This is a genomic window from Collimonas antrihumi (assembly GCF_018304965.1).
GTDB lineage: Bacteria > Pseudomonadota > Gammaproteobacteria > Burkholderiales > Burkholderiaceae_D > Collimonas > Collimonas antrihumi.
The window spans coordinates 452,173-473,433 of record NZ_JAGQED010000001.1; the positions used below are offsets into that span (position 1 = coordinate 452,173).

Here is a 21,261-nt window from a genome sequence, read left to right on the forward strand (position 1 = left end):
TCAGTGCTTAACTTCACCAATCAACGCCAGCGAATCGTGCTCACGTTGATTCGCGGCATGCTTGCGCATGATCAAAATCATGATGCCGGCGACAAACGAGCCAAACAGGAAGATCACGATATTCACGTCAAGATCCATTTTGATCATCAACGCGTATAGCACCAGCATGGTCAGTATCGACAGGTTTTCATTGAAGTTTTGCACGGCGATCGAATGGCCCGCGCTCATCAGCACGTGACCGCGATGTTGCAGAAGAGCATTCATCGGCACGACGAAGTAGCCGGACAATGCGCCAATAATAATCAGCAATGGATAGGCAAGCCAGACCGAGTGCACTACCGTCATCGCCATGACGACCAGCCCCATCACAACCCCCATGGGCATCACTGTCAGTGATTTTTTCAAGGGAATCATGCGCGCTGCAACGCCAGCGCCGATGGCCACGCCGAATGCCACCACGCCTTGCAGTATGGCCGCTTTGTCGAGCGGCATGCCGAGCGATTTTTCAGCCCATTTCAGCACGATGAATTGCAGCGTTGCGCCGGCGCCCCAGAACAGGGTGGTGACTGCCAGCGAAATCTGGCCGAGCTTGTCTTTCCACAGGATTGAACAGCAATTGGCAAAATCAACGATGAGCTTGCTGGGCCTGTGTTGCTGGTGCGGGTAGCGGGCGCCGGTGTCAGGAATCTTCAGATTGAAAAGCGTGGCGACGATGTACAGCATGCCGATCACAGTGAGCGCTGCATGGGTGGGCGTATTCAGATTCAGGTTAAGAATCGGGATGTGCCATTGCAGCAAGATTGCAGTGATATGAGGGCTGACCAAAGCGCCGCCCAGAACCGTGCCGAAGATGATCGAGGCCATGGTCAAACCTTCAATCCAGCCATTCGCCGCTACCAGCTTTTCCGGTGGCAACAATTCGGTCAGGATGCCATATTTGGCGGGCGAATAAGCCGCCGCACCGAACCCGACAATTGCATAGGCGATCAACGGATGGACATCGAAGAACATCAACATGCAACCGAAAATCTTGATCATGTTGGTGATGAGCATCACCCGGCCTTTTGGCAGTGAATCGGCGAAAGCGCCGACAAAAGCTGCCAACAGCACATAAGACAAGACAAAAAACAATTTCAGAAGCGGTGTCATCCAGTCCGGCGAGGACATTTCTGCCAGTACGGCGATAGCCGCTATGAACAGTGCGTTATCGGCCAGCGAAGAAAAAAACTGCGCCGCCATGATGGTGTAAAAACCGCGATTCATCCGCATCCCAGAATGTAACAATGTGTCCCCGGCCTGCTTTATACCATGAAAATATGACCGATTCGTGATTATGAGACATGCCAAAGACAAAACGTTCTGTGAAATTTCGACGGAATTATAGTGATTGCCAATTCATCATCGACGGCGCATCCGGTAAAATGGACGCTTCAACGCACCGCGCAAATTCTGCCTATTTCCCACCCATGCCAAGACCCCTAGTTGCCACTATAGATATTTCCGCGCTGCAGCATAACCTGCTTATTGCCAAATCGCATGCTCCCGACGCGAAGATCTGGGCAGTGGTCAAGGCCAATGCCTACGGCCATGGCTTGGAGCGCGGCATGCGCGGTTTTGCGGAAGCGGACGGGTTGGCGTTGATTGAGCCGGAAAATGCACTGCGTCTACGTGAGTTGGGGTGGCAAAAACCGATCCTGCTGCTGGAAGGCATCTTCGACGCCGCCGATCTTGAGACCGTGGTCCGGGCCCGGCTCGACTTCGCCGTCCATTGCATCGAACAGATTGTCTGGCTAGAACGGGCCGGACTGAACGGACCGTTCGATATCCATCTGAAAATGAACAGCGGCATGAACCGGCTCGGTTTCAAACCGGAAGCCTATCGTTCCGCCTACCAGCGTTTGCGAGCGAACCCGGCAGTGGGCAAGATTACATTGATGACGCATTTCGCGAATGCCGACGAGCCGTTGAATCCAGGTTTGCCATTGCAGCAACAAGCGCAGCAATTCGAGCAAGGTATCTCGGGGCTGAGCGAAGAACGCAGCGTCGCCAACTCTGCCGCAGACCTGATGCATCCCGAGCTGAAATCCGATTGGGTGCGGCCTGGCATCATGTTATATGGCGCCACGCCGGGCGGCGCCAGCGCCGAACAGTTCGGCCTGAAGCCGGCGATGACGCTTACCAGCAAGATTATCGGCATCCAGCGCATCGGCGCCGGAGAGGCTATCGGTTACGGTAGCCGTTTTGTTGCGGCCGCACCGATGGTCATAGGTGTAGTCGCCTGCGGTTATGCCGACGGCTACCCACGGCATGCGCCGAACGGCACCCCGGTATTGGTTGACGGTATGCGCACTGCTACGGTGGGACGAGTGTCGATGGACATGTTTTCGGTCGACCTGACCAATGTGCCGGGCGCCGCGGTCGGCAGCGCGGTGACCTTGTGGGGCAAGGGCTTGCCGATCGATGAGGTGGCGCACGCGGCCGGGACGATCGGGTATGAGTTGATGTGCGCATTGGCTACACGGGTTACAGTGGTGGACTTGTGACGCTGCGGCAAGTCGCAGACATCAATAATAATCCCACCAACAATATGACTATAAATACGACTATAGAAACGAATGGCCAAACCTAAAACCAATTACACCTGCACCGAATGCGGCGGCGTTGCCAACAAATGGACCGGCCAGTGCCCGTCGTGCGGACAATGGAACACACTGGTGGAAACCATTGTGGAAGCGGTCGGCAACCGTTTTTCAAATCAGCACCAAGGCCTGGCGCAGACGGCGCCGGTGATGACCCTGGCCGACATCGAAGCCATCGACGTGCCGCGCTTCGGCACCGGCATCGAGGAATTCGACAGGGTGCTCGGCGGTGGATTGGTGGCCGGCGGGGTAGTGCTGATCGGCGGTGATCCGGGCATCGGCAAATCGACATTGCTGTTGCAGGCGTTGGCCAATCTGTCCAAAATAAAGAGTGTGCTGTACGTCAGCGGCGAAGAATCCGGCGCGCAAATCGCCTTGCGCGCCAAGCGGCTGGCGGTGGATGCCAAGGATCTCAAGCTGCAGGCTGAAATCCAGCTGGAAAAAATTCTTAACACGTTGGTGGAGCATAAACCCGAAGTGGCGGTCATCGATTCGATCCAGACCGTTTATTCCGATGCCCTCAGCTCGGCTCCCGGCTCGGTGGCGCAGGTGCGCGAATGCGCGGCGCAGCTGACGCGGGTTGCAAAACAATCGGGCATCACCATCATCATGGTCGGCCACGTGACCAAGGAAGGCGCTTTGGCAGGGCCGCGCGTGCTGGAGCATATTGTCGATACGGTGTTGTACTTCGAAGGCGATACCCATTCCAGCTTCCGCCTGGTGCGGGCATTCAAGAATCGCTTCGGCGCGGTCAACGAGCTTGGCGTTTTTGCAATGACGGAAAAAGGCCTGAAGGGAGTCTCCAATCCGTCGGCGCTGTTCTTGTCGCAGCATGACAACCAGGTGCCGGGTTCCTGCGTGATGGTGACGCAGGAAGGCACGCGGCCGCTGCTGGTGGAAATCCAGGCGCTGGTCGATGCCTCGCACGTGCCGAATGCGCGCCGGCTGTCGGTTGGCCTGGAGCAGAATCGGCTGGCGATGTTGCTGGCCGTGTTGCATCGTCATGCCGGCATTGCGGCGTTTGACCAGGATGTATTCATCAACGCGGTTGGCGGCGTCAAGATTACCGAGCCGGCCGCCGACCTGGCGGTGCTGCTGGCGATCAATTCGTCGATGCGCAACCGGCCGTTGCCGCGTGGGCTTGTGGTGTTCGGCGAGGTTGGCCTGGCGGGTGAAATCCGGCCGGCGCCGCGCGGCCAGGAACGTTTGCGTGAGGCCGCCAAGCTGGGCTTCTCGATCGCAATGATTCCCAAGGCGAATATGCCGAAACAAGAGATCGAAGGTTTGAAAGTGATTGGCGTCGAGCGCATCGATGACGCTTTGAGCAAGATACGCGACGCTGAATAATCAGTAAATTTGTCTCAATGCATTCGTGTACATACATTAAGCTAAATACAGCCAGATAAAGGTCATCAACATGAAAACCAAAGCAGCTATCGCATGGAAAGCCGGTCAGCCACTGACGATCGAAGAAGTCGAACTGGGCGGCCCGCGCGCCGGTGAGGTGCTGGTCGAGATCAAGGCTACCGGCATCTGCCATACCGATTACTACACACTGTCCGGCGCCGATCCGGAAGGCATTTTTCCATCGATCCTGGGCCATGAGGGCGCCGGCATCGTGGTGGATGTCGGCCCGGGCGTCAAAAGCCTGAAGAAGGACGATCACGTCATTCCGCTCTACACGCCCGAATGCCGCGAATGCAAATTCTGCCTGTCGCAAAAAACCAATCTGTGCCAGTCGATCCGTTCGACCCAGGGGCGCGGCTTGATGCCGGACGCCACCAGCCGCTTTTCGATCGACGGCAAGCCGATTTTCCATTACATGGGAACCTCGACTTTTTCCAACTACATCGTGGTGCCGGAAATCGCCCTGGCCAAGATCCGTGAAGATGCGCCATTCGACAAGGTTTGTTATATCGGTTGCGGCGTCACTACCGGCGTCGGCGCGGTACTGTTTACCGCCAAGGTGGAAGCGGGCGCCAACGTGGTGGTGTTCGGGCTGGGCGGCATCGGCTTGAACGTGATCCAGGCGGCGCGCATGGTCGGCGCCAACAAGATCATCGGGGTTGATATCAATCCGGCCCGTCAGGAGATGGCGCGCAAATTCGGCATGACGCATTTCATCAATCCGACGCAAGTAGAGAACGTGGTCGACGCCATCGTGCAACTGACCGATGGCGGCGCCGATTACAGTTTCGAATGCATCGGCAACGTCACCACCATGCGCCAGGCGCTGGAATGCTGCCACAAAGGCTGGGGACAATCGATCGTGATCGGCGTTGCTGCCGCAGGCCAGGAAATCAGCACCCGGCCGTTTCAGCTGGTGACCGGCCGCGTCTGGAAAGGCTCGGCATTCGGCGGCGCCCGTGGCCGCACCGACGTTCCAAAAATTGTCGACTGGTACATGGACGGCAAGCTGAATATCGATGACTTGATTACCCATCGCCTGCCGCTGGAACGCATCAATGAAGGTTTCGATTTGATGAAGAGCGGTGAATCGATACGTTCGGTGGTGATCTACTGATGGAACTGATCAGCGAACATGCCTGCTTCGGCGGCACGCAGGGATTTTACCGGCATGCATCGGCCGAGATCGGTTTGCCAATGCGGTTTTCCGTGTTCCAGCCGCCGCAAGCCAGGTTGGCGCCGGTGCCGGTGCTGTTTTTCCTGGCCGGCCTGACAAGCACCGAAGAGACTTTCATGATCAAGGCCGGCGCCCAGCGTTACGCGGCGCAGCACGGCATCATGCTGGTGACGCCCGATACCAGTCCGCGCGATACCGGGATCGCCGGTGTTGACGCCAGCTGGGATTTCGGCAATGGCGCCGGCTTTTACCTGGATGCGACGCAAGCGCCGTGGGCCACGCATTTCCGGATGTACTCTTACATATTGCATGAGTTACGGCAAACCATCGTGCAAGAGTTTCCGGCGCAACCCGGCAACATCGGTATCTTTGGTCATTCGATGGGCGGTCATGGCGCACTGGTGCTGGCGCTGCGCAATCCGGATGTGTTTCGTTCGGTGTCGGCGTTTGCGCCGATTGCGGCGCCAAGCAATTGTCCGTGGGGACAAAAGGCGTTTAGCAATTACCTGGGAGCTGATCAGGCCAGTTGGCACGATTATGATGCGACGCAGCTGATGCTGCGGCTGCAACAGCCGTTCCCGCAAGAGATCCTGATCGATCAGGGCTTGGGGGATAAATTCCTGGCCGAGCAATTATTGCCGGAGCAGTTTGAAACGGCGTGTCTGCAGGCAGGGCAGAAACTGACGCTGCGTCGTCACGCAGCCTATGACCACGGCTATTACTTCATTTCGACTTTGATGGAAGACCATCTGGCTTTTCACCAACGGATATTGATGGCAAACCAGATGTCTTGAGTCAAAACAATCTGCGCCTGATTATCGACTTTCGACTATCGATATTGGGCCTATGAAGCGTTCAGGACTGCAGCGGCGTGTATGAGCGCCTTGAAGGCATCCTCGTCTATGTCATCGTCCTCATGGAAATCGATAGCGCGCCTGGTGTTGCCTTCCAGGCTGGAGTTGAATAGTCCCGAAGGATCCTTGAGCGAAGCGCCCTTGGCAAAAGTCACCTTCACCACGCTCTTGTACGTCTCTCCGGTGCAGATCATGCCATCGTGATACCAAACCGGAACGCCTCTCCACTTCCACTCTTCGACCACCTCAGGGGCGGCTTGTTTGATGAGAGCCCGGACGCGGGAGAGTGTCTTGCCTCGCCAGTCGTCCAGCTCCTTGATCCTGGCGTCGATCAGCCGGGAAGGGGATTCGTCATTGGTCGTTGCGCTCTTTTTCATATTGTTTGCACCTCATTCGACGGTTTTTCTATCTTGCGAAGGTACCGGAAGGTAGCAATCGCCAATTGTCCGCGCCAGCCTGCATGAGGCCGGCGTCCGTTATTGTGACGGCGACTTCAGTCAGTCCGCACCAACACCTTCTCCAGCGCGGCAAAGAACTGCGGCCACCCGACCTTGGCGCCCTGATAGGCCTGCTGCTGATCCGGCCGGAAGCCCGACTGCTCCATGCGCAGGTGGGTCCCCGTACTCGTAGGGGTGAGGGTCCAGGTAACGACACTCTCGAGACCATAGGCAGCCCATGTGTAAGACAGCGTTTTATCCGGCTCGATTGCCAGGACCTGGCAGTCGACAACGCCCCAGTCCGCGCGAAAATTGAAACGGTGGTCTGCGGCAGGCTTGAAATCGCTCTTCATCAGCCATTCCTCGATCAGGTGTGGTTGCGTGAGCGCGCGCCAGATCTTTTCCGATGGAAAAGGTATCTCCCGTTCGACAACGACGGAAAGCGTTTCGGTTGCAGTATTGATCATTGGTCCATCCTTTTCAAAAGTGATTCGAGTTGATCGAACCGTTCGTTCCAGAAGGCGCCATAGAGGCTCATCCAATCGTGTATAGGCGCAAGAGCTTGCGGTTGGGCGCTGTAATGCGTCTCCCGTCCCTCGTGCCTGTCGTTCACCAACTTCGCCTGCTTTAGAACGCGCAAGTGCTTGGACACTGCCGGCTGCGACACGCCGGCGTGATCAGTCAATGCGCGTACGGTCTGCTCCCCGTCGCGGGCCAGGCGCTCAAAGATCGCCCGACGTGTCGGGTCGGCAAGGGCCTTGAAAATGTCGTTCGCGAAGGTTTGCATTTGAAAAGCATAACCGGATGGTTATGGGTAGTCAACCCCAATCTTCGTGCCTTCGATCCAGAAAACCGTACAGGAGGCGGAGACATTACTTGGGGCGCAAGGAAACAGCGGAAGTTCGCAGTTGTGCCAAAGGAAACTAAATCACCCCCTCATGCTGTTGACATGAAGGGGTGATTAGCGGTCAGGCGGGATTTTTAGTTTGATTCAGCGATTTTTTCTGCGCCACGTCGTCTGGAAACCAGCCAGCCACCGCCCAGCACCACCAAAAAGCCAATTACGTAGACCGCATAGCTCAACCCGGGGACGCTATCCCACAATGGCTTTGCTACCGGTTCCGTGACGATCATGTGCATTGCGGTATACACCAGGATTGCCGCACCGATAAAGATCGTGGCCGGGAACCGCTCGATCAGTTTGAGCGCCAGGGTCGAACCCCAAACCATGATCGGCACCGAAATCAGCAATCCAATGATCACCAGGGCCATGCTGCCTTTGGCAGCACCGGCCACGCCCAATACATTGTCGATGCCCATGACGGTATCGGCGATGATGATGGTTTTCAGTGCGGCCGCCATGGTAGTGGCTTGCACCCCATGCGCTTCGCCGTCATCCGACTGCGTCAGCAAACGGTAGGCGATCCAGAGCAGGGCGATGCCGCCAACCAGCAACAGGCCGGGTATTTGCAGCAGCCACACGACGCCGATAGTCATCAGCACCCGCATGACGACTGCGCCAGCGGTGCCCCAGATAATTGCTTTGCGGCGCAGATGGTCAGGCAGGTTGCGGGCCGCCATCGCAATCACGATAGCATTGTCGCCGGCCAGCACCAGGTCGATGACGATGATAGCCAGCAATGCGCCGAAGAATGCGCCGGCGTTCCAGTCGGCCATGCCCAGCATTGAAAGTACACCAGAAAAATCCATAAAGTCTCCAACAGGGTTAGCAAATAACCTCATGCATGGATAACAACGGGACTGGTGAGGAGCTAATTTAGAAAAATTATGCGACACATTGCCCGCATGGAATCCATGCCGACAAAGGTCTTGCTCAACAGCGTTGCTGCCAAGGTAACCGGGTGCAGGCGTTGTGCCTGTTCCGTGATGACGACTACCTTGCAGAACATCGGACAGCGATTACTTTGCCGGGCCAATGTTCAGGAGCTACTCCCCTTTGAGAGGGTGCTGCACGCAGAATGCCGTACAACTGGGCGGTATTGTACATCAGCAAGGAAAAAAGTGGATGAACAACTTTAGAAGGAACAACTTAGAAACAGGTTTAGCCGTGGCGCCAATATTCGGGCTGGGCATAGGCGCGCCGCAGGAAATCGACAAATACCCTGATCCGCAGCGGCAGATGACGCCGTTGCGCGAAAACCGCGTAGATATCGTTGCCCGGCGCGGCAAATTCGTCCAACACCGTGACCAATTTACCGGATTCGATCTCGCTGCCGACTTCCCACATCGAGCGCCACGCCAGTCCTTTGCCGGCCAGCGCCCAGTCATGCAGAACCTGGCCGTCGTTGCAGACCATGTTGCCGGCGACCTTGACGGTGACGATCTTGCCGTTTTGCCGGAAACTCCAACCGCGCTGGCTGCCTTCGCTGCTGATCGCCAGGCAATTATGTTTTTGCAGATCGTCGACAGTGTGCGGTTTGCCGTGACGTTTGATATAGGCCGGCGACGCCACCACGATCCGCTTGTTATCCGCTAGCTTGGCGCCGATCAGCGACGAGTCAGACAGCGATGCGATGCGGATCGCGACGTCGATCCCTTCGCCGATCAGATCGACCACGCGGTCGTTCAGGTTCAGGGTGAGGGTGACGTCGCGATGTTCGGTAAGGAAGGAGGGCATCAGCGGCGCCACATGCTGCCGTCCGAAACCGGCCGGAGCGGAAATCAGAAGGTGACCGCTGGCATGGGCGCTGCGCTCCGAGACCGCCGATTCTGCATTGTCCAGGTCGGACAAGATGCGCTGGCAATCCTCCAGGAAGGCTTCGCCCTCATTGGTCAGTGCGATTTTGCGCGTGGTGCGTTGCAAAAGTTTCACGCCGAGGCGTTCTTCTAATGCATCCAGCCGCCGCCCTATCATGGCCGGGGCGATCCCTTCGGCGCGTGCTGCCGCGGACAGGCTGCCTTTGGCTGCCACCTCGACAAAGGTGGAAATCTGCTTGAATTGATCCATAACGCCGCGGCTTTGAGTTTGTTGGAAGTCAGCGCTGTGATATGCTCACTTGTGACTAAAACGCATAGATCAAATGATAAATCGTTCGACCTATGATGATTTAGTTTAAATATACTATATAGCGTAAAAATTAGATAATGCCATTCAGGATTTTGCATACCCGACATGGTAAAAAACAGAATTTGGCGGCGCACAATAGATGTGCTGCAGACGACACTGATCCTTATTAGAACAAACAGGAGTAAAGCATGACGCAACTGACACTGCCCGCAGGAATGGAAATCAACGGCGCGATCGAACCTGGATACGCGGAAATTCTGACACCTGATGCGCTGGCTCTGGTAGCCAAGCTGAGCCGCGCTTTCGAAGCGCGCCGTCAGGAATTGCTGGCAGTGCGGGTCGAGCGCGCTAAACGCCTGGACGCCGGCGAGCGCCCGGATTTCCTGCCTGAAACCGCGCATATCCGTAACGGCGACTGGAAGATCGCGCCGATCCCGGCAGCGCTGGAATGCCGCCGCGTCGAAATTACCGGCCCGGTCGAGCGCAAGATGGTGATCAACGCCTTCAACTCCGGCGCGGACAGCTACATGACCGACTTCGAAGATTCGAATTCGCCAGTCTGGGATAACCAGATCACCGGCCAGATCAACCTGCGCGATGCGATTCGCAAAACGATTTCGCTGGAACAGAACGGCAAGTCCTACAAATTGAACGACAAGGTCGCAACCCTGGTGGTCCGTCCACGCGGCTGGCACCTGGATGAAAAGCATGTGCTGGTTGACGGCAAGCGTGTCTCTGGCGGCATTTTCGATTTCGCCTTGTTCATGTTCCACAATGCCAAGGAACAGCTGGCACGCGGCGCCGGTCCGTATTTCTACTTGCCGAAGATGGAATCGCACCTGGAAGCGCGGCTGTGGAACGACATCTTCGTGATGACCCAGAACGAACTCGGCCTGCCGCAAGGTACGATCAAGGCTACTGTCCTGATCGAAACCATCCTGGCCGCTTTCGAAATGGACGAAATCCTGTACGAACTGCGCGAACACAGCTCCGGCCTCAACGCTGGCCGTTGGGATTACATTTTCTCTTGCATCAAGAAGTTCAAGCTGGACAAGGACTTCTGCCTGGCCGACCGCGCCAAGGTAACCATGACAGCGCCATTCATGCGCTCTTACGCATTGCTGTTGCTGAAGACCTGCCACAAGCGCAACGCACCGGCCATCGGCGGCATGGCTGCGCTGATCCCGATCAAGAACGATCCGGAAAAGAACGACATCGCCATGGGCGGCGTCCGCGTCGACAAAGCGCGCGATGCGACTGACGGCTACGACGGCGGCTGGGTTGCTCATCCAGGCCTGGTCGAGCTGGCGATGACCGAATTCAAGAAGGTACTGGGCGACAAGCCGAACCAGATCAGCAAGCAGCGCGAGGACGTCAACGTCAGCGCCGCCGATCTGCTCGATTTCAAGCCGGAAGCGCCGATCACCGAAGCCGGCCTGCGTTACAACATCAACGTCGGCATCCATTACCTGGGCGCCTGGCTGGCTGGCAACGGTTGCGTGCCGATTCACAACCTGATGGAAGATGCCGCTACTGCGGAAATCAGCCGCGCGCAGGTGTGGCAATGGATCCGTTCGAGCAAGGGTGTGCTGGAAGATGGCAAGAAGGTGACTGCCGAGATGGTCGTCGCGATGATTCCTGAGGAGTTGGTCAAGGTCAAGGCGCTGGTTGGTAATGGCGCTACTTACGATCGCGCAGCGAAGATCTTTGAAGAAATGTCGACTTCGGCTTCGTTTGCAGAATTCCTGACATTGCCGTTGTACGAAGAAATCTAAATTAAAGTTTGCGGTTGATTAAGCCGCATGCCAAGCAAAAGAGCCGATCGAGAGATCGGCTTTTTTGTTCGTATCTATGGACCTCATTTTATTGTTGCATTTTAAATGCCACATTAATATAATGATGTCATCCGATAGCGATATTTAGCTCTAGACAGGAAGCATCCATGCAATTCACCAAATTCACCGATTTCGGTTTGCGCGTCTTGATGTATCTGGCGGCAACGCCGGAACAGGGCGTGATTACCGTCGGCGAGTTGGCGAGTCAGTTCGGCATTCCGAAGAATCATCTGAACAAGGTAGTCAACCGGATGGTCAAGCTGGGCTGGATCAGCGCAACCCCGGGCCGCAACGGGGGTTTGCGGATGGCGCAAAACCCGGCGACCTTGCACCTGGGCGATATTCTCAGCGCGCTGGAAGGGCATGGCGGCCTGGTCGATTGCGACAAGCCGCCTTGCGTTTTAAGAGGGAGCTGTCATCTGAAGCGCGTCCTGGATATCGGCCAGCAAGAATTTTATGCCGGCATGAACCGGCACAACCTGGCGCAACTGATCTTGCCGCCAACCTCTGGCGTCATCACCCGCATGCATTTTCAGCCGACGGCAATGGCTTGATTTTGTCGAAATCGAACGTGCCGCCAGTGCCGCGATAGCGCGCATTTTTTTAATTTAATTGTAGTATTTTAAATGTCACAATAGGAGTGTTTATATGATTTCCGCTGCTTCCCGTCCCTATATCGTCGCTTCCGTTCCCGTCTTGCGCGAGCATGGCCTCGCCATTACCCGTTGCTTCTACCAGCGTCTGTTTGCCGCCCATCCCGAACTCAAGAACATGTTCAACATGCCGAACCAGGAATCCGGCACGCAGCAACAGGCACTGGCTTCTGCCATCTTTGCCTATGCCGCCAATATCGATAATCCGGATGCATTGGCGCCGGTGATCAGCCGCATTGTGCAAAAGCATGTCAGCCTGGGAGTGCGTGAAGAGCACTATCCGATCGTCGGCAAACACTTGCTGGATGCGATTGCAGAAATCCTCGGGGCAGCGGCAACGCCGGAATTGCTGGCAGCCTGGGCCGAAGCTTACGGTTTGCTGGCCGCGGCTTTAATCGCAGAAGAGCGCAAGCAATATCAGGCCCGTGGCGTCGAGCCTGGCGAATACCGGTCGGTCACGGTGGTCCGCAAACAGCAGGAAAGCGATACCGTTACTTCGTTCTATCTGGAAGCCACGGACGGCAAGGCGCTGCCGGCTTTCCAGCCGGGCCAGTACATCAGCGTCGCGGTGAATATCGAACAACCGGCTTTGCGCCAGCTGCGCCAGTACAGCTTGTCGGATGCGCCGGACAATGGCCACTGGCGCATCAGCGTCAAGCGCGAGCAGGGCAGCGCCACTGCTGGCAGTGCTGACAGTTCTTACCCGGCCGGCCTGGTATCGAACCTGTTGCACGATCAGTATCAGGAGGGCGATGTGCTGTGGGTCAGTCCACCTTGTGGCGATTTTGTTTTGCCGCAAGACGACGGCACGCCATTGGTGCTGATCAGCGCCGGCGTCGGCGTCACGCCGATGATGAGCATGTTGCAGAGCAGCTTGCAACAGAGTCCGCAACGGCCGGTAAATTTTTTGTATGCCACCCTGAACGGACGTCACCATCCGCTCAAAGGCGAGCTGAGCAACCTGCGTCGCCGGCATGGCCAGATGCGCTCGCACATCGCTTATGAAAAGCCGGCTGACGATGATCGCCTGCAGAAGGATTATCAGCAACAAGGCTATTTGCAACTGGCGCAATTGCCCGACGCCTTGCTGCCACATGACGGTTCCTACTTTTTGTGCGGGCCTACGCCATTCATGCAGATCCAGCGTGATGCCTTGCTGGCGCGCGGCGTGGCCACGCATCAGATTCAGCAGGAAGTTTTTGGCCCATCCTTGCTGCAGCACCTGCAATAGCAATAGCGCGGTTTGAATACTCCGGCCGCTGCTGACGTTGATGTTGATTACGCATCGCGTTTCTATGTGGTAATGTCCCACTCCTAAAATTTTATTAATGTTAGGAAAGACGATGCGATTTCATTGGCTTTTTGCGGTACTGCTGGTTCCAGGCGTGACGATGGCAGCGGAGGGGATGTGGACTTTGGATAATTTACCGAAGGCGAAGATGCAGGCCGAATACGGGTTTACCCCGAGCGAAGGCTGGATCAAGCGCACCATGCTGGGTTCGGCGCGGATTGCCGGCGGATGCTCGGCATCCTTTGTCTCAAAAGACGGCTTGGTGATGACCAATCATCACTGCGCTTCCGAGTGCCTGGATCAGTTGTCGACCGCAAAAAAGAACCTGATCAAGGACGGTTTCCTGGCTAAGGGCCGCGAGCAGGAATTGAGTTGTCCGGAAATCGAATTGAACCGGCTGGAACAAATCACCGATGTGACCAATGAGGTCAAGAGCGCGACCGCCGGCCTGGATGGCGCGGCATTCAAGAGCGCGCAAAATGCGGTTAAGGCCAAACTCACTTCAGCCTGTGTCGGCAAGGATAAGGAAACCGTGCGTTGCGACATCGTCGACCTGTATCACGGCGGCCAATACCAAGTCTATAAATACCATCGCTTCCAGGATACGCGCCTGGTCTGGGCGCCGGAAAAAGCCGCAGCCTTCTTTGGCGGCGATCCGGATAACTTCAACTTCCCGCGCTACGACCTGGATATCACCTTGTTGCGCGCCTATGAAGGCGGCAAACCTGCCAAGATCGAGAATTATTTCCCGTTCAGTAAAAGTGGCGCAGAGGCAGGTGAAATGGTATTCGTCACCGGCCAGCCCGGCTCGACCCAGCGGCAACTGACCGTCGCGCAGCTGACTACCTTGCGCGACCTGACGCTGGTCAACAGCGTCATCCGGCTAGCCGAAATGCGTGGCGTGCTGGAGCAGTACAGCAAAAGCGGCCCGGAAGCGGCGCGTAACGCCGAGCATGCCTTGTTCGGCGTGGAAAACGGCTACAAGGCATTAAGGGGCCGCCTCAGCGCTTTGCAGGACCCGGTGCTGATGAAGCAAAAGCAGGACGACGAAACCGCCTTGCGTGAATTCGTATCCAGACAGCCTGCGTTGCAAGCAAAAATCGGTGGCGCCTGGGATGCGATTGCGGCGGCACAGCAAGCCTATCGCCAGATTGAAGCGCCTTACGGCATGATTGAGGGCGGCCGCGGCTTCTATAGCAAGTACTCCAGTTACGCGCGCGCCCTGGTGCGCGGTGCGGAAGAGCGCGCCAAACCGAACGGCGAACGACTGCCGGAATATGCCGACGCCAAGTTGCCGGAACTGGAACAAGAATTGTTTTCCACCGCCCCGGTATATCCGGAATACGAAAAAGTCATGCTGTCATTTTCGCTCACCAAGCTGCGCGAAATCCTCGGTACTGACGATCCTTTCGTCAAGCAGGTGCTCGGCAAGCAATCGCCTGACCAGCTCAGCGCTGCTTTAATCGATAACACCAAGCTGGGCGATCCGGCGGTGCGCAAGGCACTCTGGCAGGGCGGCAAAGAGGCCATCCTGAAATCCAGCGATCCATTCATCAAGCAGGAACTGGCGCTCGATCCGGCCGCGCGCGCCATTCGCTCGCGCTATGAAAAAGAAGTGGAATCGGTACAGCAAAAGAATTCCGAACTGATCGCCCAGGCGCGTTATGCCCAGCAAGGCACCAGCGCCTATCCGGATGCTACTTTCACCTTGCGCTTGTCGTACGGCGAAGTCAAAGGATGGCAAGAAGGGGATAAGAAAGTCTCGCCGTTCACCACGCTCGGCGGCGCTTTCGAGCGTGATACCGGCGCCGATCCGTTTGCCTTGCCTGCTTCCTGGCATGCCGACAAGAGCAAGTTGGATCTGTCGCAGCGCTATAACCTGGCGACTACCAACGACATCATCGGCGGTAACTCGGGTAGCCCCATGATCAATCGCAACGGTGAAATCGTCGGCTTGATTTTCGACGGTAATATTCATTCGCTGGGCGGCGCATTCTGGTTCGATCCACGCTTCAACCGCTCGATTGCAGTACATAGCGGCGCCATTCTGGAAGCCCTGGACAAAGTTTATGGCGGCGGCGATCTGGTCAAGGAAATCCAGGCGCATTGAAGCATCCCGGCAAGCATCCTGGCAAGGATCTTGGCAAGGGTCTTGGCAGAAGCGCAGCAAGGTTCTTGAATTAGTATCTATAATGAATCCCTTCCGGTGGCGACGCCGGAAGGGGTTTTTTCATTTCACGTGCCGGATGGCTGCGGTCTTCGCGTAATTGTCATGGAAGGAGAATGATTTTGGATATATTGATCCTGGGGCTGGTCCTTTTTCTTGGCCTCCATCTGATTCCCACTGTGCCGCCTTTGAAAGCGCAGCTGGTCAACGCTTTTGGTGAAAATCGCTACAAGGGCCTGTTCGCCTTGCTGGCGGCGCTGGGACTGATCCTGATCATCGTCGGGTATGGCAGGGCGCCCGCCGAACCGAGGTTGTTTACGTCATCCATCGGCGCCAGACATGCCGCGCCATTGGTCATGGTCATCAGTTTCATATTGTTCGCCGCTGCCAATATGAAAGGCCATATCCGGGCCTGGGTAAAACACCCGATGTTGCTGGGGCTGGCGCTCTGGGCCCTGGTTCATTTGCTGGCGAACGGGCATGCCAAAGCCACGCTGCTGTTTTCCGCTTTTCTGGCTTATGCGGTGATCGACTTGTTGTCCGTGATTAGCCGCAAGAGTTACAAACCATTCACTCCGGTGCTTAAGTTCGACGTGATTGCCTGTGTCGCCGGCCTCTTGCTGGCTTTGCTGGTGATGACATTTCATCGTCAGCTGATGGGTGTGGCAGTCGTGCCTTGGGGTGTTTAGCTGAAGCGTTCCTGCAGCAACTGATATAGCAGCTGGTTCAGCAATAAACGCACTTCCGGGATCAGCTCACTCGCAGTCAGCCCGATCGGCCCGATACCTTGCGCCACCAACTGATCGGCGGCGCGGCCGTGCAGCCATACTGCCGCCAGCGCGGCTTCCCATTGCGGCCACCCCTGTGCCAGCAAAGCGCCGCAAATACCCGACAAGACGTCACCGCTGCCTGCTGTGGCCAAGGCAGGGTTGCCGGTTGAATTGACAACCACCACGCCATCGGCGCGGGCGATGATGCTGCCGGCGCCCTTCAGCACAACTACCGCGTTGAAACGGCTTGCCAGGGTGCGGGCGGCAGCGACGCGATCGGCCTGGATGTCGCTGGTGCTGACACCCAGCAGGCGGGCGGCTTCCAGCGGATGCGGTGTCATCAGGACGGCATGCTGACGTTGCGCAACTTGTACCTGCAGTTGCGGTTGGCGCGCCAGCAGGTTCAAGGCGTCGGCGTCCAGCACCAGCCAGCTGAGGGCGTCAAGCGCACGCGTCAGCAATGCCAGCGCGCTATCGGCCATGCCCATGCCGGGGCCGACCACCAGCACGGCTGAGGAAAAATCGAGATCGGCAGCGTGGCGGCACATCAGTTCCGGCTGGGCGCTATCGTAGGCTGGCGGCTGATCCGCGTAGCCCACAAACACCCGGCCCGCACCGCATTTGGCGGCGGCACGGGCCGCCAGGATCGGCGCGCCGGCCATTCCTGCTGCGCCGCCGATCACGGCGACATCGCCAAAACTGCCTTTGTGTGAATTGCGCCGACGTGGCCGCAGGTATTCGGCGAACAGCTCGGGCTGGCTGAGCCACATGTGCGGCGCGGGGAAATGGTTTTCTGCAATCGCGAGTGTCGCCACTTCGACTTTGCCAGCGTAGTCGGGACCGTCGCCGGTATGCAAGCCGGCTTTATCGGCGATGAAGGTGATGGTGTGGCTGGCTTTGATGGCTATGCCCGCAACGCCGCCTACTACCACGCCGGTATCAGCGTTCAGGCCGCTTGGCACGTCGAGTGCCAGCACCGGGCAGGTCATCGCATTGACGGTTTGCACCAGGTTGCGCCAGTCGCCATCCAGCGCCCGGCTCAGGCCGATGCCGAACAGGCCGTCTATCACCAGCGTCCATTGATTGCTGTCGATGTCGGCGAATTGCTCGGGCGGCATCAGGTGTACGCCGTGTTGCTGGGCGCGTATCAGGGCTTTGGCTGCATCGGCTGGCAGTTGTGATGGTGCGGTTTTTAGTAATGCTACTACTTCGGCGCCTGCTTTGGCCAAGCCGGCGGCGGCTTCGAGGGCGTCACCGCCGTTGTTGCCCGGGCCGGCCAGTATCAGGATGGTGGCTGAATGGGCGGGGCCGGGTAATATGCGCAAGGCGGCTTGGGCTGCGGCGTGGCCGGCGCGTTGCATCAGGGTGTAGGGGGGCAGGTCGCGGAGGGCGGCTTGTTCGATTTTCCGGATTTCTGTTGACGGGTAGATAACGTTCATTGGGATTGTGTACTCCGTGTTCCGTTAACTGGGGTCAGAACCGCGCGGGAGTGTAATTTTACGACGATAAGGCTGTCGCGAAAAAGCATGATCCTAAAACTCTGACCTCACTTAACTGCGCTTGCCGATATTTGGTTAACGATAGCGCGCTACTGTCAGGCCGTCCAGGTCGACCTCCGGGGCCTTGCCGCAGATCTGGTCTGCCAGGACCTTGGCGGCGCCTAGCGCCATGCTCCAGCCGGAACCGCCATGGCCGATGTTGACGAAAACATTGCTGGCGCCTGTGTGGCCGATGAGCGGGACTTCGTCGGCCAGCATCGGAGTGTGGCCGCACCAGAAGCTGGCGCTGTTGAAATTGGCGGCGTCCGGGAACCAGTCGTGCGCTACTTTCAGCAGGGTGCGCAGGGCCTTGTCGTCGAATGACATGTCTTGCGCGCCGAATTCGGCGATGCCGGCCAGCCGCATGCGGGCGCCGATACGCGCCATGGTGACCTGGTAAGTATCGTCCAGAACCGCCATCTGCGGCGCCACTTCATAGTTCTTTACGGCTGCGGTGGCGGCATATGTCTTGATCGCGTGCAGCGGCAGGCGCAGGCCCAGCGGCCGCAGCAACTGCGCGCTGGCGCTGCCGGCGGCGCACACCACGGCGTCTGCCATCAAGACATTGCCATCGATGTGCAAGCCTACCTGATCGCCTTGCGGGATGATGGCGGTGACCTGGCTGTCGAAATGGAACTGCACCCCCAACCCTTGCAGGATAGCTTTCAATTGTTTGGTAAACAGGGTGCAATTGCCCGAGCCCAGATCCGGAAAATACAAACCGCCCGCCAGCTTGCCGGCGCCGGCCAATGCCGGTTCCTGCAGCCGCACGGCAGCGTCGTCGAGCAGTTGATGCACCACGCCGCATTCGGTCAGCAGCTCCTGCACAGGCGCCAGCGCCGTCAGCTCGGCTTCGCTGCGCAACAGGCGTAGCAATCCGAGGTTTTGTTCAAAGTCGAGCTGGAAGTGCTGTTGTATCTGCTCTAGCAGCTCCTGGCTGTAAGAGGCCAGTCTTTGCATTTGATGGGTGTGCGAGCGAAACCGCTGAATCTCGGATTCAGCCATCCAGCGCCGCATCCAGCGCCAAAGGGATGGATTGAAGCGGGCGTTGAGCACATTCGGCGCTTCCTGGTTAAACATGCCTGCCAGGATTTTCCGGCGCATGCCAGGGACCGACCACGGCAGCGCCGCGCCGGCCGACAAGATGCCGGAATTACCCAGCGTCGACTGCTCCGCGACGTTGCTGCGTTGTTCTACTACGGCGACCTGATGTCCGGCTTCAGCTAGAAAATAAGCGCTGCAGACTCCCATCACGCCGCCGCCGATAACCACGATCTGTTTCTGTGTCTGCTGCTGTATCACTATTGTTCTCAAGGGGTTCTGCGTAGCACCACGCGTTGCAGGCGATCAGAATCATACCTTGAATTACTTGATAATAGGACAGCAAGGAGCACAATTGCCTCGTCGCCGATAGTTGCTACGATAGTTGCTACGGTAGTTCTACTGTTTAAACACGCCGGCATCGTAAGCTTTGCTATAAGTCTGCCAATCCTTGTGCACCTGTGCCGCGCAGCTCACAGCGGCATCCAGCAGCTGCTTTTTCCATTTCTTGCTTGCGCCGAAAGCGATCAGTTCATCGGCAATCGCAGATCCCTGGCGACCGGCGCTGCGCAGTTGCGCCCAGGCCGACAGACTACCCATGACAGCCATCACCTGTCCGATCTCCTCGGCCGTGTGCTTTGCATGCAGGACGGTTACCCGGTCTTCGCTGGGCTGGAGGCCGCGCAGCACATACGATACCTTGCCCAGCATGACCGGTTGCAAAAATGCCATGGACACAGCCTGGCAACGCCGCTGCAGCGTCACTACGCGCTGCGCCTGGCTCTTCCACTTGGGTTGCGCGGCCTTCAAGTATGGCGCTAATGAAGATGGCAGCGCCTGCTTCAGGTCAAGCAGGTAGTTGCCGTCTGGCGAACCCTTGCCTTGCACCAGGATGACATAGCGCTCGACGCCAAGGCTGCCGGTGCCGGCAACGCGGCGCGCGACGTCCAGCACTTTGTAGAAATCGGGGTTGGCCTGTTCGCTGGCAAAGCGCTGCATGAATGTGGTGACTTTGGCGCGCTGCTTGTCGGACACCGGCAGCGCCTTCTTGCCATCCACCCGCAGCGTACGCAGTTTGCCTTTGCGCACGGTACGCGTATCCAGATAGGCGGCACGCTGGCGGCCGCGCAAGCCATCCAGCAAGGTGCCGACCATGCCCGTGGCGAGATCACGTTCGACCCAACGCGGTTTGCCGTTGGCCAGGGCGGCGCCGTAAGCATCGATCAGATTGCGGCAGATGAGCCTGCCGTTGGCAGCGCTGTCGGGGGCGCCGTGGACGGCAATCAGCACGCTGGTCAGCAAGCGCACCAGTTCCCAGCTGACCGGTGCCAGCACGGCTTCGTCGAAATCGTTCAGGTCGAAATAAGCCAGGCGGTTATCGCCCTTGTAGCTGCCAAAATTTTCCAGATGCAGATCGCCGCAAATCCATGCCAGCGGCGCCGAGCGCATCACGCCGCTTTGCGGCAGGCGTTCATAGAACAGGTGGCAAGTCCCGCGCAGGAAGGTGAAGGGATCGTTGCGGATGTTCTTGTATTTCATCTGCAAACGTTGCGGATCGCGGCCCGCGTTGTATTCCTGAATGCGCTTGACTACGTTCACCATGGCATGCCTCCTGAGGAAAGGGATTGGTCGCAATGCATCAACGACCAATCTTAATCCATCGTCTTGACAAAATACTGACAAAACTGTCAGGCGTCCTCAAAAACTATGCCCGGTGCTACCTTCGCCTTATTGCTATCGCCTGGCTTTTATTACCAGACCTTATACACGCGGCCAGTTTGCGCACCCTCGACACTGCGGCTGTAGGCTTGGGCGACACGGCTGGCCGGGGCAGCCTCGAAGCCGTAAAAGAACGGGCCGTAGCTGGCCAGCGATTCTTCCAGCACGGTCGGACTGACGACATTGATGCGAATGCCGCGCTTCAATTCGATCGCAGCAGCGCGCACAAAGCCTTCCAGCGCCGCATTGACCGTGCAGGCGTTGACACCTTGCAGGATCGGCTCGTCACTGAGAATGCCGCTGGTCAGTGTGATCGAGCCGCCATCGTTCAGGTGATGCTGGGCCACCAGCACCAGGTTGATTTGCCCCATTAGTTTATCGCGCAAGCCGATCTCGAATTTCTCCGGCGTCAGCTCTTGCAGCGGACCGAAATGCAATTTGCCGGCGGTCGATACGATAGCGTCGACTTTGCCGATCTTCCCGAACAAAGCTTCGACGCTGCGGATGTCGGTCATGTCAACCTGGTACTGGCCGCTGCTGTTGCCGACTTCGATGATTTCATGGCGGCTTGCCAGTTGCGCTACAACTGCCTTGCCGATGGTGCCAGTGGCGCCGATAACTGCGATTTTCATGATGGGCTCCGTCAAAAGTTAAATGCGAATGGAATTCGGTTTACATTATGATTGCTTCTTCATGGTGGATAAA

At 57.5% G+C, this 21,261-nt stretch carries 19 protein-coding genes; 9 read left to right on the forward strand and 10 right to left on the reverse strand.

The window, feature by feature from the left end; translation table 11 throughout:
• Entirely contained in the window at nt 1-1,263 is a 1,263-nt protein-coding gene (gene lplT, locus KHU29_RS02035; protein ID WP_211451007.1) for a lysophospholipid transporter LplT, read from the reverse strand.
• Between the two features lie 203 nt (nt 1,264-1,466).
• Here lplT and alr point away from each other — a divergent pair, with 203 nt between their 5' ends.
• From alr to fghA, 4 genes are all read left to right on the forward strand, one after another.
• Nucleotides 1,467-2,543: an alanine racemase gene (gene alr, locus KHU29_RS02040; protein ID WP_211451008.1), complete on the forward strand. Its 1,077-nt coding sequence runs from the start codon at nt 1,467-1,469 to the stop codon at nt 2,541-2,543.
• A gap of 72 nt (nt 2,544-2,615) precedes the next feature.
• Nucleotides 2,616-3,986 (forward strand): DNA repair protein RadA, encoded by a 1,371-nt coding sequence (gene radA / locus KHU29_RS02045; protein ID WP_211451009.1) that lies wholly within the window; start codon nt 2,616-2,618, stop codon nt 3,984-3,986.
• Between the two features lie 70 nt (nt 3,987-4,056).
• Entirely contained in the window at nt 4,057-5,163 is a 1,107-nt protein-coding gene (locus tag KHU29_RS02050; protein ID WP_211451010.1) for an S-(hydroxymethyl)glutathione dehydrogenase/class III alcohol dehydrogenase, read from the forward strand.
• Nucleotides 5,160-6,017: an S-formylglutathione hydrolase gene (gene fghA / locus KHU29_RS02055; RefSeq protein ID WP_281416056.1), complete on the forward strand. Its 858-nt coding sequence runs from the start codon at nt 5,160-5,162 to the stop codon at nt 6,015-6,017. Before KHU29_RS02050 ends, fghA begins: the two co-directional genes overlap by 4 nt.
• 50 nt (nt 6,018-6,067) lie before the next feature.
• Here fghA and KHU29_RS02060 read toward each other — a convergent pair whose 3' ends face one another.
• The 5 genes from KHU29_RS02060 to KHU29_RS02080 form a co-directional block, all read right to left on the reverse strand.
• Nucleotides 6,068-6,454 carry a DUF1801 domain-containing protein gene (locus tag KHU29_RS02060; RefSeq protein WP_211451012.1) on the reverse strand — a complete coding sequence of 129 codons (387 nt, stop codon included), beginning with the start codon at nt 6,452-6,454 and terminating at the stop codon, nt 6,068-6,070.
• Between the two features lie 116 nt (nt 6,455-6,570).
• Nucleotides 6,571-6,981, reverse strand: a complete 411-nt coding sequence (locus tag KHU29_RS02065; protein WP_211451013.1) for an SRPBCC family protein — start codon at nt 6,979-6,981, stop codon at nt 6,571-6,573.
• Complete coding sequence (locus KHU29_RS02070; protein WP_211451014.1) at nt 6,978-7,301, reverse strand: ArsR/SmtB family transcription factor; 324 nt, start codon at nt 7,299-7,301, stop codon at nt 6,978-6,980. The genes KHU29_RS02065 and KHU29_RS02070 overlap by 4 nt, the downstream gene beginning before the upstream one ends.
• A 194-nt stretch (nt 7,302-7,495) precedes the next feature.
• Nucleotides 7,496-8,224: a TerC family protein gene (locus tag KHU29_RS02075; RefSeq protein ID WP_425514436.1), complete on the reverse strand. Its 729-nt coding sequence runs from the start codon at nt 8,222-8,224 to the stop codon at nt 7,496-7,498.
• 352 nt (nt 8,225-8,576) lie between these two features.
• Complete coding sequence (locus KHU29_RS02080) at nt 8,577-9,482, reverse strand: LysR family transcriptional regulator (protein WP_211451015.1); 906 nt, start codon at nt 9,480-9,482, stop codon at nt 8,577-8,579.
• A 248-nt stretch (nt 9,483-9,730) separates the two neighbouring features.
• On the opposite strand from KHU29_RS02080, the gene aceB reads away from it, so the two are divergent.
• The 5 genes from aceB (at nt 9,731) to KHU29_RS02105 (ending at nt 16,177) form a co-directional block, all read left to right on the forward strand.
• Nucleotides 9,731-11,317 (forward strand): malate synthase A, encoded by a 1,587-nt coding sequence (gene aceB, locus KHU29_RS02085; RefSeq protein ID WP_211451016.1) that lies wholly within the window; start codon nt 9,731-9,733, stop codon nt 11,315-11,317.
• A gap of 167 nt (nt 11,318-11,484) precedes the next feature.
• A complete protein-coding gene (locus KHU29_RS02090) occupies nt 11,485-11,931 on the forward strand; it encodes an RrF2 family transcriptional regulator (protein ID WP_211451017.1) in 447 nt (148 codons plus the stop codon).
• Between the two features lie 94 nt (nt 11,932-12,025).
• A complete protein-coding gene (hmpA, locus tag KHU29_RS02095) occupies nt 12,026-13,261 on the forward strand; it encodes an NO-inducible flavohemoprotein (RefSeq protein ID WP_211451018.1) in 1,236 nt (411 codons plus the stop codon).
• A 112-nt stretch (nt 13,262-13,373) separates the two neighbouring features.
• Nucleotides 13,374-15,431, forward strand: a complete 2,058-nt coding sequence (locus tag KHU29_RS02100; protein WP_246541346.1) for a S46 family peptidase — start codon at nt 13,374-13,376, stop codon at nt 15,429-15,431.
• Nucleotides 15,432-15,610: 179 nt separating this feature from the next.
• On the forward strand, nt 15,611-16,177 hold the full coding sequence (locus tag KHU29_RS02105) for an NnrU family protein (protein ID WP_211451020.1): 567 nt from the start codon (nt 15,611-15,613) through the stop codon (nt 16,175-16,177).
• Here the strand turns inward: KHU29_RS02105 and KHU29_RS02110 are convergent.
• The 4 genes from KHU29_RS02110 to KHU29_RS02125 all read right to left on the reverse strand — a co-directional run bounded on the left by KHU29_RS02110 (nt 16,174) and on the right by KHU29_RS02125 (nt 21,188).
• The gene (locus tag KHU29_RS02110; protein ID WP_211451021.1) at nt 16,174-17,697 is read right to left on the reverse strand and encodes an NAD(P)H-hydrate dehydratase; all 1,524 of its coding nucleotides are present in this window, start codon (nt 17,695-17,697) and stop codon (nt 16,174-16,176) included. The genes KHU29_RS02105 and KHU29_RS02110 overlap by 4 nt on opposite strands.
• A gap of 135 nt (nt 17,698-17,832) precedes the next feature.
• Nucleotides 17,833-19,110 carry a D-amino acid dehydrogenase gene (locus KHU29_RS02115; RefSeq protein WP_211451022.1) on the reverse strand — a complete coding sequence of 426 codons (1,278 nt, stop codon included), beginning with the start codon at nt 19,108-19,110 and terminating at the stop codon, nt 17,833-17,835.
• Nucleotides 19,111-19,236: 126 nt separating this feature from the next.
• Nucleotides 19,237-20,439, reverse strand: coding sequence for a DUF2252 domain-containing protein (locus tag KHU29_RS02120; protein ID WP_211451023.1), 1,203 nt, complete (start codon nt 20,437-20,439; stop codon nt 19,237-19,239).
• Nucleotides 20,440-20,588: 149 nt separating this feature from the next.
• A complete protein-coding gene (locus tag KHU29_RS02125; RefSeq protein ID WP_211451024.1) occupies nt 20,589-21,188 on the reverse strand; it encodes a short chain dehydrogenase in 600 nt (199 codons plus the stop codon).
• Nucleotides 21,189-21,261 lie beyond the last annotated feature (73 nt).